General features: G+C 41.5%; 17 protein-coding genes. 3 read left to right on the top strand and 14 right to left on the bottom strand.

Annotated features, from left to right (window positions below; translation table 11 throughout):
- Window positions 1-8: 8 nt before the first annotated feature.
- Window positions 9-2,132 (top strand): glycoside hydrolase family 20 zincin-like fold domain-containing protein, encoded by a 2,124-nt coding sequence (locus FEM33_RS00765; protein WP_139010210.1) that lies wholly within the window; start codon window positions 9-11, stop codon window positions 2,130-2,132.
- 112 nt (window positions 2,133-2,244) lie between these two features.
- Here the strand turns inward: FEM33_RS00765 and FEM33_RS00760 are convergent, their stop codons facing one another.
- The 9 genes from FEM33_RS00760 to FEM33_RS00720 all read right to left on the bottom strand — a co-directional run bounded on the left by FEM33_RS00760 (window position 2,245) and on the right by FEM33_RS00720 (window position 9,476).
- Window positions 2,245-2,988, bottom strand: a complete 744-nt coding sequence (locus tag FEM33_RS00760; RefSeq protein WP_139010209.1) for an SDR family NAD(P)-dependent oxidoreductase — start codon at window positions 2,986-2,988, stop codon at window positions 2,245-2,247.
- Between the two features lie 67 nt (window positions 2,989-3,055).
- On the bottom strand, window positions 3,056-3,967 hold the full coding sequence (locus FEM33_RS00755; protein ID WP_139010208.1) for a dihydrodipicolinate synthase family protein: 912 nt from the start codon (window positions 3,965-3,967) through the stop codon (window positions 3,056-3,058).
- Window positions 3,968-3,978: 11 nt separating this feature from the next.
- Window positions 3,979-4,896 (bottom strand): DMT family transporter, encoded by a 918-nt coding sequence (locus FEM33_RS00750; RefSeq protein WP_139010207.1) that lies wholly within the window; start codon window positions 4,894-4,896, stop codon window positions 3,979-3,981.
- On the bottom strand, window positions 4,893-6,026 hold the full coding sequence (locus FEM33_RS00745; protein ID WP_139010206.1) for a mandelate racemase/muconate lactonizing enzyme family protein: 1,134 nt from the start codon (window positions 6,024-6,026) through the stop codon (window positions 4,893-4,895). The genes FEM33_RS00750 and FEM33_RS00745 overlap by 4 nt, the downstream gene beginning before the upstream one ends.
- Entirely contained in the window at window positions 6,023-6,979 is a 957-nt protein-coding gene (locus FEM33_RS00740; protein ID WP_310588798.1) for a 3-hydroxyacyl-CoA dehydrogenase family protein, read from the bottom strand. Before FEM33_RS00740 ends, FEM33_RS00745 begins: the two co-directional genes overlap by 4 nt.
- 34 nt (window positions 6,980-7,013) lie before the next feature.
- Complete coding sequence (locus tag FEM33_RS00735) at window positions 7,014-7,397, bottom strand: RidA family protein (protein WP_139010205.1); 384 nt, start codon at window positions 7,395-7,397, stop codon at window positions 7,014-7,016.
- A gap of 109 nt (window positions 7,398-7,506) precedes the next feature.
- Window positions 7,507-8,304 (bottom strand): creatininase family protein, encoded by a 798-nt coding sequence (locus FEM33_RS00730; RefSeq protein WP_139010204.1) that lies wholly within the window; start codon window positions 8,302-8,304, stop codon window positions 7,507-7,509.
- A gap of 352 nt (window positions 8,305-8,656) precedes the next feature.
- Complete coding sequence (locus tag FEM33_RS00725) at window positions 8,657-9,061, bottom strand: hypothetical protein (RefSeq protein WP_139010203.1); 405 nt, start codon at window positions 9,059-9,061, stop codon at window positions 8,657-8,659.
- Window positions 9,062-9,203: 142 nt separating this feature from the next.
- Entirely contained in the window at window positions 9,204-9,476 is a 273-nt protein-coding gene (locus tag FEM33_RS00720; protein WP_139010202.1) for a hypothetical protein, read from the bottom strand.
- Between the two features lie 267 nt (window positions 9,477-9,743).
- Between FEM33_RS00720 and FEM33_RS00715 the strand changes: the two genes are divergently transcribed.
- Window positions 9,744-11,039 (top strand): YihY/virulence factor BrkB family protein, encoded by a 1,296-nt coding sequence (locus FEM33_RS00715; RefSeq protein WP_139010201.1) that lies wholly within the window; start codon window positions 9,744-9,746, stop codon window positions 11,037-11,039.
- Between the two features lie 69 nt (window positions 11,040-11,108).
- Here FEM33_RS00715 and FEM33_RS00710 read toward each other — a convergent pair whose 3' ends face one another.
- Window positions 11,109-11,429, bottom strand: a complete 321-nt coding sequence (locus FEM33_RS00710; protein ID WP_139010200.1) for a hypothetical protein — start codon at window positions 11,427-11,429, stop codon at window positions 11,109-11,111.
- Between the two features lie 325 nt (window positions 11,430-11,754).
- On the opposite strand from FEM33_RS00710, the gene FEM33_RS00705 reads away from it, so the two are divergent.
- Complete coding sequence (locus tag FEM33_RS00705; protein ID WP_229209350.1) at window positions 11,755-11,946, top strand: hypothetical protein; 192 nt, start codon at window positions 11,755-11,757, stop codon at window positions 11,944-11,946.
- A gap of 100 nt (window positions 11,947-12,046) precedes the next feature.
- Here FEM33_RS00705 and FEM33_RS00700 read toward each other — a convergent pair whose 3' ends face one another.
- The 4 genes from FEM33_RS00700 to FEM33_RS00685 all read right to left on the bottom strand — a co-directional run bounded on the left by FEM33_RS00700 (window position 12,047) and on the right by FEM33_RS00685 (window position 17,947).
- Complete coding sequence (locus tag FEM33_RS00700) at window positions 12,047-12,400, bottom strand: hypothetical protein (protein WP_139010199.1); 354 nt, start codon at window positions 12,398-12,400, stop codon at window positions 12,047-12,049.
- Window positions 12,401-12,661: 261 nt separating this feature from the next.
- On the bottom strand, window positions 12,662-14,602 hold the full coding sequence (locus tag FEM33_RS00695; RefSeq protein WP_139010198.1) for a KUP/HAK/KT family potassium transporter: 1,941 nt from the start codon (window positions 14,600-14,602) through the stop codon (window positions 12,662-12,664).
- A gap of 49 nt (window positions 14,603-14,651) precedes the next feature.
- The gene (locus FEM33_RS00690) at window positions 14,652-15,620 is read right to left on the bottom strand and encodes a hypothetical protein (RefSeq protein WP_139010197.1); all 969 of its coding nucleotides are present in this window, start codon (window positions 15,618-15,620) and stop codon (window positions 14,652-14,654) included.
- Between the two features lie 182 nt (window positions 15,621-15,802).
- On the bottom strand, window positions 15,803-17,947 hold the full coding sequence (locus tag FEM33_RS00685) for a xanthine dehydrogenase family protein molybdopterin-binding subunit (protein ID WP_139010196.1): 2,145 nt from the start codon (window positions 17,945-17,947) through the stop codon (window positions 15,803-15,805).
- Between the last annotated feature and the right edge of the window lie 2 nt (window positions 17,948-17,949).

The following is a 17,949-nucleotide window of genomic DNA, read 5'->3' as shown; positions in this document are numbered from 1 at the left end:
TTAGCCAGATGATGAACCGGAAAAAGGCTGTTTTTTATTTTTTTCTATTTACATTCTTATTGCAAAGCACTTATTCCCGTGCCTTGCAACAGGATGACTTTAAAAATTATTTTAAATTACTGCCAAAACCACAGAATATCGAGTTTAGTGAAGGAAAACCGCATTCTTTTAATAATCTCAGGTTTTTAAATCTGAAAGGATTTACTGAAAAACCTGTACTTGGTGAAATGCTGGCTGTGCTGCCGGTGCACGCCACCGTTGAAGAAGGAACATTGACCTTAGAGTTATCTTCCGATCCCGCTCTACCTACTTCTCTCGAAGGTTATATGCTTGAAATAAATGGAAGCCAGGTTACAATCAGGTCGAAAGGAAAAGCAGGAATTTTTTATGGTTGCCAGACACTTGTTCAGCTGTTAGAAGATGCTCGGGATCAGCACGTATTAATTCCTGCCTGTAAAATTACCGACTTTCCGGATCTTGACTGGCGAGCAGTACACCTTGATCTGAAATACCATCTGGATGCCGAACACTATTATTATGATCTGATTGACAGACTTTCTCACATCAAGGTTAATGCAATTATAGTCGAGTTCGAAGACAAGTTACGATACCGCAAGAACCCGCTGGTTGGAGCTAGTCATGCCATTTCGATTGAAGAATTTGCTGCGCTCAGCAGATATGCCAAGGATCGTCATATTGAAATTAGTCCGCTGGTTCAGGGATTAGGACATGCTTCCTACATATTGAAACACGGCATGTACAAGAAACTGCGCGACAATCCAAAGTCAGACTATGTTTTTGATCCTTTAAACCCGGAAACTTACAAGTTGCAGTTTTCGCTCTATGAAGAAGCTATGGCCGCAACGCCTTATGGAAAATACCTGCATGTGGGCGGTGATGAAGTTTACAATCTTGGAATGTCCGAACGTTCCAAAAAGTCTGGGTTAAAACCTTTCGAGTTGCAAATGCACTGGTTGAACAAGGTAAGTAAATTTGCCATTGAGCATAACCGAATTCCTATTTTTTGGGATGACATGCTTTTTTCATTATCAGGTTTATACAACACCATGCGGGATCCGATACCTGAGGAAAAAGTGGAAAAAGTATGGAAGGAAAATGAACACAGACTTCAGGAAAATGTTAGTCTCTTTCCAAAAGAGTGTTTGTACATGCGATGGAGTTACTGGGAGCCGGGCATATTGGGAAACCTGAAAGCAATAGATTGGCTAAAATCCCGTAATTTCAATGTTATGGCTGCTACGGCTGCTCAAGATATGTCTCCAATGCTTCCACGTAATAATTCCAACTTTTTGCCTATCAAGGAATTTTGTAAAATTGCTATTGATAAAAAGCTGAATGGAATATTGTGTACAACCTGGGAGGATTCCTCTCCGCATTTTGAAACGTTCTGGAGAGGACTTTATGATTTTGGAATGCTGAGCTGGAATTATGAAGATATTCAGGTGAATGACGCACATGCTCTGTTTCGTCATCGCTTTTACTCTCCTGCATTAAGTGATGATTTATTTGAATTTCAAGATGATCTGGAACAGGCTCTTTCTTTTTGGGATACTGCTTTAATCAAGCTAGACAAGCCCGTTGAACTGGATCGTGGACGTGGGGGACGAATTGTCTACCCTAAAGAAATTGACTTGATGGAACTTCCTGATTCTCTTCAATCAGGGAAATGGGGTAAATCACATAATTGGAAAATCACAATGGCACAACGCGAACTTTCCCGGTATAATTCAATAAAATCAAAAATTGAAACTGCTGAAAAGCTGGCAATAAGAAACAACTACTCTCTTTCTCTTTTGAAACAGATCAATGAACTTCAGATGTATCCTGCCAGATTAATTCTACTTTTAAACAAGTATGACATTGCCACAGACAAGGCTCAAAAGAAGATTGTACAAAACGAAATCAGGGAATATGTAGCTGGTTTTAAAATGGTAAGGGAATCTTTTGAAGATGTATTTTCCAAAACCCGTTTTATTAAAAATCCGGACGATTACATCAGAGATCAAAACAGTGGCAATATGCTGGCTAATGGCACCAGTAACAGTGACTGGATGCACGTTTATGAACTGGCTATGAATAAGCAAATCAATAGCTGGCTATCTGTTAAATAACCAGTTGTAAAACATAAAGCAATGCCTGGCTATATTTATATATACAACAGGCATCGCTTGTTTTTAAAATTGATTTATTGAAAATCCAGCTGTAAAGCTGATTTTTAAAGCATTAGTAAGTTGCTCTTCCGCCGGAAAGGTCAAAAGTAAAGCCTGTAGTAAAGCTGCTTTCCCTGGAAACAATGAAAGCAGCCATGTTTGCTACCTCTTCCAATGTGCCGCAACGTTTCATCGGTATTTTGTCCGTCATGTATTTAACCTGTATCTCAGGCATGGCATCAACAAGTGGAGTTTGTATTACTGCCGGAGCCAGGGCATTTACAGTAATGCCGCTTTCTGCGTATTCCTTTCCCTGAACCTTCGTCATGCCTATAACAGCAGCCTTTGAAGCAGAATAAGCAAGCATGCCGGCATTGCCTTCTTTTCCTGCAATGGATGAAATATGTAAAATACGCCCGTAGTTGTTAGCGAGCATATACGGCAAAACCATTTTCGAAGTATAAAAGCAGCTCATGAAATTGACATCAAAAACTTTTTGCAGGTTTTCGGTACTTACTTCGTGACTTCTAATATTTGTAATTCCTGTAATTCCTACGCAATTAATAAGAATGTCTATACCCCCAAACCGGTCAACAACTCTATAAACTGCATCCCGAACTTCATTTTCCTTTGTAACATCAAGCCCGATAATTTCTCTTTGCAGTACATTTCCTGCAAATTCATTGTTCAGTATGCTGTCATTTATATCAAATAAGCCAGCACGTACACCTTCATTTAACAGTTTATGCGCAATAACCAATCCTAATCCGGATGCTGCTCCTGTAATGATTGCTACTTGCTTGCTGAAATTGCCCATTATAATTGTATCTCTTTAATTGTAATAATGTTGTCGGATTTAAAAGTGTATTATAGTTTGTTTATAATTATAATATACTGATAATCCTTTGGTTAAGCTCCTTTATATAATTGACTGACGATGGATCCGGGATGTAAGCTGCTTTTCGTGAAATACTGTTTTTCAAAATTCCTCTTGCTGTCAACAGTTCTTTTTCTGCATAATGGAAGAGTTCCATGTTTTGCAATGCAAAAAATATCTGCGGCATCACTTTTTCAAAAAGGTCAAATGCTTTTTCATGTTCTCCACTGGTGCGAAGGTTGAATACATTTTGCAGGATATCAGCAACTGCTAATCCGGGCATCACACCTGCAATCCCGACCGGAATCAGTTCCAGCATGTACAATCCGCCCCAACCTTCAAAAAGACCTACTTTACCGTTTGTCGCTTTGATGATATTTTCGAATTTCGGAGCACACAAAGGTTCTTCCAGTTTAAGGTATTTAAAGTTGGCATGCTCATTCATCAGATCTTTTATAAATTCCACACTGATGGAAGATCCGCCGGGATTAAAATCCTGGATAAGAACCGGTGTATCAGGAACGGAATCAAGAAATCCTGTCAAATATTCCTTCAGTGCGTTTTCGGGTAAGCTGAAAATCCTGGGTACTGCCAATGAAATCACATTTGCTCCCGCATGAACATTGGCCTGAGCCAAACTGATTGCAACTTTTAAAGAAGGGTGATTGCATTGTGCGACAATTTTCAATTGGCCCGCTGCTTGCTCAACTGCAATTCGTACAACCTGCAATTTTTCATCATCGGTCAATTTATAAAATTCACTTGCATAGGCTGGCAGGCATACCGCTTTTACACCGCTTATTACAGCAAAATCAATGAGCCCGCGAAGTGCATCTTCATCAATTTCTTCTTTTTCATTAAAAGGAGTAGGAACAATTGGTACAACTCCGGAAAGCTCATTTTCAAAATTTTTATTCATGACTTGTGTTATTAGTTGATCAATTTCCTTTGTTGCGCATTGTTATCAACGATCGTTAAAATAAGTGTTGAGGCAAGCACCAGAATACCGCCAATTATTGCCTGACTGTTTAGCGATTCACCAAGGATAAATGCCGCAATCGGTAAACCCATGAAGGTGATCAGATAGTTAGACAAGGCAACTTGTGTTGCATCCAGGAACTTAAGCACCTTGAAAAACATAATCATGGACAGAAAATTATGAAACAAGGTGAGCGCGATCATTCCGGTCCATGTTTGAGAAGTAAAATGGGGTACCTTTAAAAACATTTCCGGTTCATAGTATACGACAAGCGGTGCAAGAAGTATAACCATTATGAGATAGGTATAAAAAACCATTTCCACTTCAGTGTATTTTTCCGCAATCTGTTTGCAGCCCACATTGTAATAAGCATTCCCTACAATAGCCAGAAAAATAAGCAGGTTCCCCAAAGCATAATCTGAGCTAAGGTCCATTTTCTTGATGTCATTTGTAGAGCAAAGCAGCACTCCGATAATTGCTACAATGAAACTCAGCCACCTTATTTTATTCATTTTTTCATTTAACAGCAGAAATGCAAATACGGCTGTGACAACAGGCAGTGCAAGCGCAAGAATAGCAGCATTGCTGGCCAGAGAATACTGGGTTCCCCATGTCATCAAAACCTGAGAAGGAAAAGCGCCCAAAATTGCCAGCTGAACGAAAACAAGAATATCTTTTGCTTGTTTATCACCTTTTTGAAAGTTTCGTATTACAAAAGGTGCCAACAGAATTGAAGCCACTAACATGGGTGCCCAAACTGTAAAGTAAGGCCCGACTTGCTGCTGAGTAAGTTTGATACAGGTAAATTGAAATGACCAGATCAGGTTACAGGCAAAAAGAATCATCCATGACAGAAATGCTTTTTTCATCGGCTGACGGAAATATGCTGGCCTGTTTGGTACCTTTCAACGGCTTCTTTATCAAGCTCTATTCCTAATCCGTGCCCTTGCGGGACTTGTGCGGTTCCGTTTTGAAAATTTACAGGATCAACAATCAGATCATTCTCGCGCACGAGTTCACCAAAAATATCTGATGGCATGCTGCAGTTAATGCTTGCAGCTGCAATATGAAGGCCCATAGTTTCAGAAATCCCAAGATCTACTTCAGATCCGCGCCAGCAGGATTTACCTTCCAGATGAGCAATTTCAGCAAGCAATATGCAATTGAAAGCAGATCCGTTGAAGTTATAGCCATCCGCAGCATCGGCTTTTACAAATGCTACTATATCCCTGATATCCTGTGTATATGGAAGCGAAATATGTCTGTATAAAGGAATTCCCAGATTCTCTTTCAGATATTTAAACGCCTTTATATCGTGATGCGGTACAGGATCTTCCAGACCAAACATCATGTCGGGATCAACACCGTTCATCAGCTTCATTGTCGTTTCCTTGTCATTCCAGCGCTGATTGGGGTCCAGCAGCACTTTTATTCCCTGATCACATTTTTTCTTTATTTCCTCAATCCACAACTTAACCGGATCCTGCTCGGAGCATTTAAATTTAAAAACGGTATGACCCTTTTTCATAGCTTCAAAAGCCTTTGCTGCAGCATCTTCCGGTGTTCGCCTGCCAGTCCAGCCTGTACAATTGATAAAATCGCGGTAACGACCTCCAAGAAGCTGATAAACAGGCACCTTTAAAATTTTTCCAACAAGGTCCAGAACAGCGCTTTCAAACGCTTCATACATTCGCTGATCATCAATTGCAAGTCTTCGCCAATTCATTTTCAGAATGTCCGAGCCAAGAAACGTGTTCATACTTTCCCTGATATGCTCAGCAGAGGCATTTCTGTAAGTTTCGCCAATGCCAATCAATCCATTTTCAAGTTCCAGCTCAATAATCCATTTGGGCTGATTGGCAAAATCTGTCCAGCTTTCGCCCGTCAGGAATTTCTTGGCAAATTCAGAATTGTTATCAAATACAGATTCTGAATTAAGACTTCCGGGTTTTGCAGGTACGATTACTTCTGTTGCTCTGATTGAGGTTATGATTGTCATTCCGTTTCCCTTTGAGAATATTCTTCTGCCAACTTTCTAATATCGTAGCTAAACTCAATGAATTTTTTTTCCCATCTGGCAGCACTTTCTTCGGTATAAGGATAAAATCCATTTGCATTGCTCACTCCTTTTGCACCGTCGGCAACCATTTTTTTCAGCAATTCCGGTGATTTGGCCGCATTGTTCAAATCCGGGACAAGATCTTCCATGACAGTCAGATAAGCTGGAATGCCTGTCAGATCCATAAACCGGAACGGACCGGCAAATGTCATCCAGTAGCCCATATCGTTTCGTAGCGATCTGTCTACATCCTCAACAGTTGCATATTCATTTTCCACCAGATAAAATGCTTCCCGGAGCATGGCATACATGATCCGGTTTGTTATAAACCCTCTGATATCCTTTTTAAGCAAGGACGGCTCCTTGCCCCAGGTTTCGGCCAGTTTAATAAACAGGTGTGCATAATTTACATCTGAATCCTTGCCGCATATCACCTCCATAAATCTGGTTATATGGGCAGGTTCAGCCCAATGAATGCCCAGCAAGCGCTGCGGATATTTCATATCACTCTGTAAAATCGAAACCGGAATTGCAGAAGTATTGCTTCCGATGATGGCCGTTGGTGAGATGACATTTTCAAGGGACTGATAAACCTGCTTTTTATCCGGAACACTTTCATTGATGGATTCAAGAACAACTTCATGGCCTGCAAGCAACGACACATTATCTGTAATTGTAATTCTTTGAATAATTGCTTCCGGTATTTCTTTCAGCAAACCCTCTGCATACATTTCTCTCAAAAATCCAAAAATGCGTTTCAGTGCATTATCCTTTTCTCCAAGATTTTTCACCAGAGAAGTAACTTCATGTCCGGAGGCCAGGATACAGGTTGCAATGCTGCTTCCCATCAATCCGAGGCCTATCGTCCCGATTCGTTGTTTTTTACCCATCATACTTAACTGAAGTCAGATTTCCATTATGGCCCTATTACTCCGGAAGAACGGCAATGGCATCAATTTCCACCTTTATTCCATCTGCCAGTACCGATTGAACAGTTGTCCGCGCAGGACGTACTCCGGTAAAAACGGAGGCATAAGCAGCATCGAACCGATCAAAATCACTGATTTCACTCAGGTGTACAGTACATTTTACGATATCTTCCATTTGTCCGCCCGCTGTCTCCACAATCCTTCTGATATGAGACAACGTCAGCCATGTTTCTTCCTCGATTGTACCGTGTATTACCTTGCCTGATGACAGGTCCAACGGCCCTTGTCCGCTGATGAAAAGCATTCTGTCAACCAATACGCCAGCAGAATATGCTCCGGTATTTACGGTTTTGTCTGAATGTTTAATTTCTTGCCTGAACATATCAAACTTGCTTTTTCTTATAATGACTGATTTTCATCTGAAGCTTATTTTAACTTTCAACATCTGATATTTACAGCAGCATTTTTACTATATAATGCAGTCGGAAGTATCACTCCTTTTTATCAATACGTTCCAGAAGCGGCCAGCTCTGAAATGCTCTAATAAATGTTTCAAGTGCCTGAACTGCTTGGTTAAACAGGATTTTGCCTTTTTCCGAGGTTGCCAACTGCGGCTCTCCACTGTTACCGTTGCTGGAGACAATCGCGGTTTGCTTGAAAAATGTAACACCTTTGTAAGGCTCGTCGTCTTCCCAGGCTACATAGCCATTACTTTCCGGACGGGCGGAGCGCTCTACATTCTCCATTCGGACTTTATCGGGAAAAAGATGCAGCATGAGACTTGTTTCATACTCGCATGCATGACTGAGTGCCGGACTTTGCATCGGAAACTGGCCGGCAAAAGATTTCCCGGCTAATTCCCAGTAGGTTACCAGCGCAATATCAGGCTGAAGAGAAAAATCGTACTTGCTGCTCAGCATGGCCAGTGCCTGTTTAACCGGAGTAATATTGCCGCCGTGACCATTTAAAAGCACTATTTTCCTGAACCCATTTTCGATAAAGGATTTTACAAGATCTGTAATCACATGCGTGTATAACAGCGGGTTCAAACTGACGGTACCTCCAAATGAAAGATGATGATGACTGGACCCGAAAGGCAGTGTCGGACAAAGAAGAACCTGTCCGGGAAAACGCATTTCGGTTGCCAAAGCCAGTTGCGTTACAATATCGGAATCCGTAGAAACCGCCAGATGCAATCCGTGCTGTTCGGTTGCTCCCAGCGGAAGCACAATTACGGCCTCTTCTGTTAGTTGATTAATAACCGGGTAACTCAGATTTGAAAACAGCATTTTTGAGTATACGCTAATTGTAAAATCAGGAATCCGGAATCAACTTTATTCTAATTGAAACCCGCAATTCGTTTTGTCAAAATTATGTATTGCTCCAATACCGGAATTATGCTTTTTAATTGCTTATGTATACTTTTCTGATCAATTGCACTGGAGTAGTCAATGACAATCAGCTTAAAACTACCAGGAAAATTAAACAATTGATGAAGAGAAATTTGCAAGAAATATCAGTTGAACCGGTTACAGAAAATTGCTTGCTGGCAGATAAACAGGAATTTCAAAAAGTGTTGTTAAAAAAGAAAACCCGCTGATAAAAATCAGCGGGTTTGAAATATAATTGTTTGCAGCTAAATCAGTTCTTTTTCGCTTTTGAAGATGCATCAGACTTCTTGCTGCTTCCGTTTTCACCCGAATTGGAAGAATTGCTTCCTCTTTGCAAAGGTCTTTGCAATGGACCCGGCGCTTTTGAACCTGCTTCATTGCCGTGTGATTCATTGCCTTTTTTACCGGTTCCGGCACTTGTATTTGATCCGTTCACCTGGCCAGCCCTGCCCGCCTGCGTGGCTGTCTTGTTATTGTTCTCATGATTGGCGCCCTGAGTAGTACCTTGGGTATCAGTACCGTTATTAGCCTGATTGTTACTGCCTTCGTTAGCAGTTCCGGCTTGTTTCGGATTGGTCGAATTCGTAGTTGACTGTGCAAATGCTGCTCCTGAAACTGTCAGGATGAATATCATTATACTTGCTATCTTTTTCATGCTTGCTGATTTTTATTAAAATGAAATCTTGATTATATGCTACATGCTTTAAAAATCATTCCAAAACTTCCGGATCTTGAATTGTAATTTCCTTTCGTACTACAATCCGGGAAGTATGCATGTTTTTGTCCAGCATACGGCTTTATTCATTTCTTCCTTCTTTAAGTTCCCGTTTTTTGGCAATGGAATCTGCATCCATATCCGGGCCGCCTTTTGTTACCGCAGGCGTACTGTTGATATTGGGATCACTTTGAGGAATACTCTTCCTTAATTCAACTGAATTGGTATCTTTTCCAACTACTGCCGGATCTGTTGTACGATTGTTATTTTCATCATCAGATTTTGGCGTGCATGCGTTCAGATTTATGATTGCGAATCCAAAGACAATGGCTAAAATGGTTTTTAACTTTTTCATTTTTTCTCCGTTTACGGTTGATGACATTTAATGAGAAAAACCAGCATATAAAATCATACCCGGTATTTACAGCGCAATAGTCATCCATTTTTTTACAGACAAGGCATACAGGAAAGTACACATTCCATTAATTTCCTTAAAAAGTATCATCCGCAAAGCCAATGTCCCGAGCTTTCCCTACAAAATGCATCGTTTCAGCCATCTGGCATGAATATTGTTGATTTGGTAACGCATTTGAACAGTCAAATTTCTATCAAAACTGAAAATATGGCCAAGGTAAAATTTATACTTTCTCTGATAAAGGACAGTGCCAACGAATTTGTTGAGGATAATTGCATGAAATTAAGCGCTGCTTTATCCTACTATACTGTATTTTCACTGGCTCCCATGCTCCTTGTCATCATTTCGATTGTAAGCATCGTATATGGTAAAGAGGCATTTCAGGGTGAGCTCTTCGGGCAAATAAGCGGGCTGGTCGGAAAGCAGGCAGCGGCACAATTGCAGGAAATTATCAAAAATGCTGAACTTTCAAACAAATCGGGCATGGCTGCAACAATCGGCATTGTTACTTTGCTGATCGGTGCCACGGGGATTTTTGCCGAGATTCAGGATTCGATCAATTATATATGGTCAATAAAATCAAAACCCAAAAAGAGCTGGCTGCAGTATCTTAAAAACCGGCTACTTTCATTTTCCATTATAATTACCCTGGGATTTTTGCTGATTGTTTCGCTGGGCGTCAATACAGCAGTTGATTTGCTGAGCAACAGACTGGAACGTTACTTTTCCGAAGTTTCGGTTGTGATCTTTTCGGCACTGAATATTGCTTTGGTACTTGCCATTATAACGGCGCTGTTTACCGTAATTTTCAAGATTCTTCCCGATGGCCATGTACGGTGGAAAGAATGCCTGGTTGGAGCTGCTTTTACTTCTGTTCTGTTTGCTGTCGGTAAATTTGCGATCAGCTTTTATCTTGGAAAACAGGATCTGGGTGCATCTTACGGTACTTCTGCTTCCATTGTTATCCTGCTCACATGGATTTACTACTCATCCATTATCTTATACTTTGGTGCCGAATTCACAAAGGTTTATGCAAAAACGGATGGCACCGGCATTTCTCCCAATGAGCATGCCGTATTGATGATCAGAAGAGAACAGGTTATACAAACGCCGGATTCACCTGATGCAAAATCCGAACAGGCACTGAATGACTCTGGCGACGTAAAAAAAGCGAAAGATGACAAGAAAAGCCTGATTGATACGGCAAGCAGCTTTCTGGATGCCAAGTTTCATGCCATTACCGTTGAAATAAAAGGCAGGATCGCCGAACTGGTTACGCCTGCATCTTATTACGCCTGGATTTCCGTACTTGTTTTTATGGTTGTAATATCCCTGATCCTCTTGCTGGGACAACTTTTGAACGAGCTGTTTGACAGCGAATATCTGGGATATGTAACTTTACTGGGCATCGCCATTATAGTGCTTGTACTTGGTATCAAATACCGCAGCAAAAGCATACAGACAATCCGTAAGCTGCTGATGAAAACAGATCATACCGAATAATTTACCGCCAAATATAAAAGGACAGCTTCAAGAGCTGTCCTTAACAGTAATTGCTGATGAAGACAAGTATTACTGAAAACTCTGCTTCTGAATAACCCACATCCAGTTTGTAGGCCACAGGTCAGAATTTATTTTTTCGTGGCTTACCAATTCTTCATTTACCACTTCGTAACCGATCAGCTTTCCTCCCTGACTTTCTACGTCTGCCCTTGCATAATCCTGCAACTGAATCCAAAACTCCGGAGAAATCAACTTTTCTGTAACAAAACCTACTTGTTCCCACTCCGGGTCTGAAGCTTTGCTAACATACTTCAGTAACAAGTAATGTTTGAAACTATCATTGTTGAATGATAAAACAACACGCCCTTTTTTATCATGTACCATGTTCACGTAAATTTAGTTAATCATACAGGTTGCTTAAAATCAGTTAATTTCTACACTAATATACATGGTCGTTATTATAATTGTCGTATTTGAAAGAAAAAATTTCAAATTATTTTAATAAGATACTAACAAAGTAAATTATTAGTATTGTAATATTATTTCTATATATTTATTATCATTATTTTAGTTATTGTAAGGGTTTGAGGCAAATCCTGAATATGGCATAACATTTGCATTGCAAAATCAATACTAAAACCTATATAATTAACTAATGGTTACGTTGAAGTTTGTCAGAGATGACTGGGTAAAAGAGAAAAACGGATCCAGACTTATGCAAATTGATGAATATCAGATTGTTGAAATTGTAACTTTTGAAAACGGCAATCTTTCAATGCCGGTTGTCAAGAGAGCTTATAACGGAAAAGTCTGGTGCACCTGGATTAATGAAAATAAAGCAGTTGTTACTCAACCGTTTTGGGAAACAGATTTGGAAGCGGTGTCACAGCGCAGTGCCCGGGTATAGCACATAAAACGGCAGTAGCTTTAATAATAATTGACTAGTCTGAAAAATTCCAAACCTCCGGCAAAGCAGATTGCCGGAGGTTTGGCTTTAAAAAATTACATTACTGTTTTCTTATAGAATCAGTCCTCGTATTGATTAAAGCTGTATCTGCATTCATTCCTCTTTTCTTGTTTTTACGACGGCTCATTTTGTCGTTTTTTACTGCGGAAGGCATCAGCGTATCTTTGATTATTGCACCAGAACTGACTTGTCCTTTAATCAAAGTATCCTCAGCAGGTGTATTTCCCGGCCTTACTGGTGTTTGCGGAGCTGCAAATTCTTCTTTCTTATCGCTTGTAGGCGTTGTAGGAACCGACGTTTGTTCCGGAGTGGATTGCGGCGCAGTTGTCTGCGCATAGGTAATCCCGGTCGATGCAAGCAATGCTGCTATGATAAGTACGTTCAGATTTTTCATTTTCAGCCTGTTTTCAGATGATCAGGAACCAACCCTGGTTCCTGATCATTTCTATCCAAAAGTATTCCAGCTTTCAGATTCGGCTATATTATGAAAAAGGCTTTTCGACGAACCGGGTATAACGCATTAAGCACGCATATGAGCCGGAAAGCAAGGATTTGTCTGTTTTAATCTAAAACTTCCGTCCCCAAACTGCGTATTCGTATACCCATGCAATCGCGCGGACCAGCCATTGTATTTTAGAGTATTACCAGAAATTCTCTAACTGTAAACCCTTCTCATTCTTATTTTTTCGGCAGGTGTTAAAACAAGCGGCACTTTTTCAACCTTTACAGAACTACTGTCCAGACCAAACCATTTATCCTCGGAAGTAGTAATGCTTTTGATTGTAAAATAGATTTTCATAATAAGTTCTTCCATAAAAGGTAAATTGTTTTCTATGGAAAGGTAGCGTTCCAGCACTACAAACCGGAAATCTCCGGTAATATTCTGGCGGTTCAGCGATTCGTAGCGGCTTGTAATATCTACTTCCTTATTGAGAACCATATCTTCCACTACTTTTCTGAAAAACAAATTGATCCGCTGTTCAATCCGGAACCCGAGCCTGAAAGTAACTTTGATCACGTCATCTTCTGCAATGATATTGACATGATAATCCATTGTGTAAGGCTCATCCGTTGTTTCCACGTGTATAAACCAGTAAATGTCTGCGCGCTTCGGTCTCTTATAAAAAATCGAATAAATGATTTTGTTCTCGATTTCTGATTCATGCGCTGCATTTGACATGAAAATCAGGTGTGTTGAGTATTTGGGAATGCTGATGTCATTACTCAGTTCTTTCAGCGGACTAATGTATTTTTCAAGACTTTCAAATTCCGTCAGTCTCAGCTTGATATAATAGGCCTTTAACCAGACGGTAATGACAAGTGCAATAATAGTGGCCAGCAGAAGCGAAACCCAGCCTCCGTGCGTGAATTTGAGAAGGTTGGCTGCAAGGAAAGATCCTTCAATAGCAAGATAGACAATCAGAAAGATACCGATAAACCATTTGCTTACACTGTTGAAATACAGATAAACCGACATCAGGATTGTAGTCATAATCATAGTCAGTGTAATTGCAAGGCCGTAAGCCGCTTCCATATGGGCCGATTCCTTGAAATAAAGCACAATACCGACGCATCCTGCCCACAGAAGCCAGTTTACGCTGGGAACGTAAAGCTGTCCTTTTTTGTCACTCGGATAGATAAGCCTGACCTTTGGCCAGAAATTCAGCCGGATCGCTTCTGAAATAAGTGTAAATGAGCCGCTGATCAATGCCTGGCTTGCAATAATGGTTGCCATGGTAGCAATACAGATCCCGGGTAGCAGCCACCATTCGGGCATGATTTCGTAAAATGGTTTTCTGCCGCCCAGTGTCGTTCCTGCATGTACGATCAGCCATGCGCCTTGTCCGAAATAATTGAGCAGCAGACAAACTTTTACAAAAATCCAGCTTATCCGGATATTTCCTCTTCCGCAATGGCCAAGATCGCTGTAAAGTGCTTCCGCACCCGTTGTACACAGAAATACAGAACCAAGCATCCAGAAACCGCCGGGATGCTGTGCAAGCAGCTTGTATCCGTAATACGGATTGATTGATTTGAGGATTTCAGGATGACCGATAACCTGCGAAACGCCAAGTACTGCAAGCATCAGAAACCAGATCATCATAACCGGCCCGAATGCTCTTCCTACAATTGTGGTCCCAAAAACCTGAATGATAAACAGCAAGGTAAGAATGCCGATTACAATCGGAATGGTCTGAATATGCGGATAAAGTATCCGGAGACCTTCGACAGCGGATGAAACCGAAATTGGCGGCGTAATAATTCCGTCTGCAAGCAGCGTACTGGCACCGATTATGGCCGGAACCGTAAGCCAGGCTGCATTTCTTCTTACCAGTGCATACAAGGCGAGGATTCCGCCTTCCCCTTTGTTGTCGGCCCTGAGAATCAGTATGACGTATTTTACTGTGGTCTGAAGGGTCAGCGTCCAGAAAATACAAGAAACCGCGCCGTAAACTACTTCCTCAGAAATGCGGTTGGTACCGATAATTGCCTGCATTACGTAAAGCGGAGAAGTACCGATGTCTCCGAAAATGATTCCTAATGCAACCAGCAGACCCGCAGCGGAGGCTTTATCAAGGTGTTTATGAGAGCCCATTTAAAATAATAAGTGAAATATTAATGCGTACTTTAAAATTGCAACCTGTTTAAAATGTGTAAAATTCATAGTTTACTTTCCATTTGATTTCTTCATCGGGCTTTGCAGAAAGCCTGACATACGGTTCCGGGCAAGATGTTGTCGGACAAGCCCAGTACACCAGTTTTTCCAAAGCACGGTCGCCGGTTATCCTGACGCCGGTACCTGTCTTTATATTTTCAATTCTGATATCATAATCTTTGGAAGTATCACCAAAACCTTGCAGCCCGCTGCTAAAAACCTGATCCCCTTTTACAACTTCACGCGTGTAACTGAGTGTTTTATCCTTAGCATTAATAATTGTACCAAAACCTTTTCCTTCTCCGCTTACCCTGAAAGGAAATACGATCCTAATATTTTCATTGGACGGTTCCTTATCAATCATGAAGAAATTATGGTTGTAAACACTCGTGTTGATTTCCTTTGAACCTGTGTTTTTAAGGCTATGCTCCAGAACAAGTTCAGGCTTTCCTTTTACAAGCCTGACGGTTTTTTTATAGATATAGGAAAAACCAGCTCCGTCCTGCAACACATGCGTAAATTCAACATGATCTTTTTGCTTGTTTACAGTCCATTTACCTGAATTTTTAACCGTATAATTTGTAGCAAATGAATATTTTTTATCATCCGGTTTTACCAAGGTACCAACGCCTATTTTCAGGAATTCTTCTCCTGTTTTGGCTTCATCAAAATTCAGAGGTGTAAATTCTTCAACCGGGCCCATAATGGCGTCGTGAAGTTTGGGGTCATAATCGGAAAACCATTGTCCGAAGTAAGTATGTCCTTTATATTCTAGACTCGGAATAACGCCTGCCCAGTCAAAACGTGTTCCCTGATAATATCCGGCAGAAGCATCCGGCAAATACAGTTTAGCCTGTACAATTCCATTCTCTATTGTTGCTTCCGGAAACTCAACTAAACGGAAAGCACTAAGACTCAGACCAATCAGAAGGCAAATAACAGCAAATTTCTTTTTCATATCATTGCTAAAGGTTACGGTTGCACGGTAAAACGAATGGTTATGCAAGTATTTTAAAGTGCTTTCAAATAAAATTTACGTAAATAAGGCTTCTGGACAATACTGTTGTAAAACAAAAGACAGAAAGATAAAATGTAATATTACATTTTATCTTTCTGTCTTGAATTGAATGAGAATAATATTTATGAAATGCCTTTGAAAGCTTCTTCGTTGATAAACGGCTGATTGCGCAATCGCTGTTTGGTTGCTTTGTAAAATGCATTGGCAACTGCGCCTCCCGCCGGCGGCAAAGCCGGCTCGCCAAGACCTGTCGGCGAAATGCCGTTGTCTACAAAATGCACGTCAACTTCCGGAATGTCATTCATTCGGATCAGTCTGAAACCATTGAAATTACGCTGGTCCGGTGCTCCGTCCTTGAACGTCATGTTACCGTACATCGCATGTCCGAGACCGTCTACAACGCCGCCTCTAACCTGCTGCAACGATCCGCTCTTATTGATTACAATTCCGCAATCCACTGCCGCAATAACATTTTTCAGAACAGGTTTGCCTTTTTCCATAACAACTTCCCCAACTTGCGCAACGTAGGACCGGTGAGAAAAATAAACACTGAATCCCTGATAAACGCCTTTCTTTTTACCCCATTTGCTTTTTTCCGCTGCAAGTTTAATCACATCTATCATGCGGTCCACATCATACTTGATGTCTCCGACCGGCGATTTCTTGGCTTTTTCCAACAATGCAAGTCGGAATTCAACCGGATCTTTTCCTGCTGCTTCTGCTACTTCGTCCAGAAAAGACTGTTCGGCATAAGCAAGGAAATTGGTAATCGGTGCGCGCCATGGGCCGGTTGTAATCGGCGACTTATATTCAACAGAATCAATCAAGAGGTTTTCGACAGAACCTGAAGGAAAATTATCCTCGCGTGTGGAATTTCCGGAATTCATTCCTACGCCCCGAAGCTTGTAACCGATCAGCTCCCCGCTTTTATCCAGCGCAGCTTCAAAACGGTAACGTACAGCCGGACGGTAAATTCCGCCGGTCATATCATCTTCACGCGTCCAGATTACTTTTACAGGTGCTTTCACCAGCTTGGAAACATTTGCAGCTTCCAAAACAAAATCCGCAGCCAGACGCCGCCCGAAGCCTCCGCCCTGACGTGTAATTTCTACTGTGATCTTTTCAGGAGCAATTCCGGTCAGTTTTGCAACTTCAGTACGCGCTCTTTCCGGCGTCTGCGTAGGCCCGATTAGCTCCACGCCATCTTCCCGCACATGCGCAAAAAAGTTCATAGGTTCCAGAGGGCTATGCGGCAGAAACGGACACTGGTATTCTGATTTAATGACCTTTGCCGCATTCTTAAATGCCGTATCCACATCACCGTTTTTACGACGAACCGTAGCTTCGCCGTTTTCCATTAACTGCTGAAAAATCCGGTTATGATCCGCTGAACTTTCCAGTTCCGCTGCTTTTTCATATTCAATTTTCAGTGCATCCTTGGCCTTTTTCACCTGCCATGTTGATTTCCCGACGACAGCCACGCTGTTCTCAAACGTTACTACATCCACAATACCCGGCATGGCTTTCGCAGCTTCCGAATTAACAGATTTAAGTTTTAGCCCGAATGCTTTTGGCCGCTGGATCATGGCAAACAACATGCCTTCCCTGTAAACATCAAGGCCGAAAAGCGGTTTTCCTGTTGCTATATTGTTGTTATCAACATTCCGGACCGACTGTCCGATCAGTTTAAAATCGCTTTCCTTTTTCAGTTTTACCTCTGTCGGAGCCGGCATTTTCGAAGCAGCCTCAGCCAGTTCTCCGTAAGAAAGGGATTTACCGGAAGTTCTGTGCCAAACTTTTCCGTTCTCGGTCGTACATTCTGATGCCGGAACGTTCCACTGCGCTGCGGCTGCTTCCACTAACAAATAACGTGCAGTAGCACCGGCTTTGCGAAGGCGTTCCCATGAATGCGGAACAGCGCCGCTTCCGCCTGTAACCTGCCGTTCATAAATGCCCGTATCCAGATTTCCCTGCACCGTTTTTACCTGTTTCCAGTCTGCATCCAGCTCCTCGGCCACAACCATCGGGAAAGCGGTCTTTATTCCCTGACCGATTTCCGGGTTCGGTGATATGATTGTAATTACATTATCCGTTCCGATGGACAGGTAACTATTGAAATTTACCGAACCTGCCGCGACTTTTTTAGCGTCTACAACCACCGGAAGCGCAGATGAATTTAACCAGTTAAAGCCCAGGAATAATCCGCCGCCTGCGGCTGCCGCAATTTTAATAAAATTACGTCTGGAAGTTTGTTCTGATGTCTGCATGA

Origin of the sequence: Dyadobacter flavalbus (genome assembly GCF_006149045.1) — a bacterium.
In the GTDB taxonomy this organism is placed as follows: domain Bacteria; phylum Bacteroidota; class Bacteroidia; order Cytophagales; family Spirosomataceae; genus Dyadobacter; species Dyadobacter flavalbus.
The sequence above is the reverse complement of the archived record's forward strand: the minus strand, read 5'-3'. Positions and strand labels throughout refer to the sequence as shown.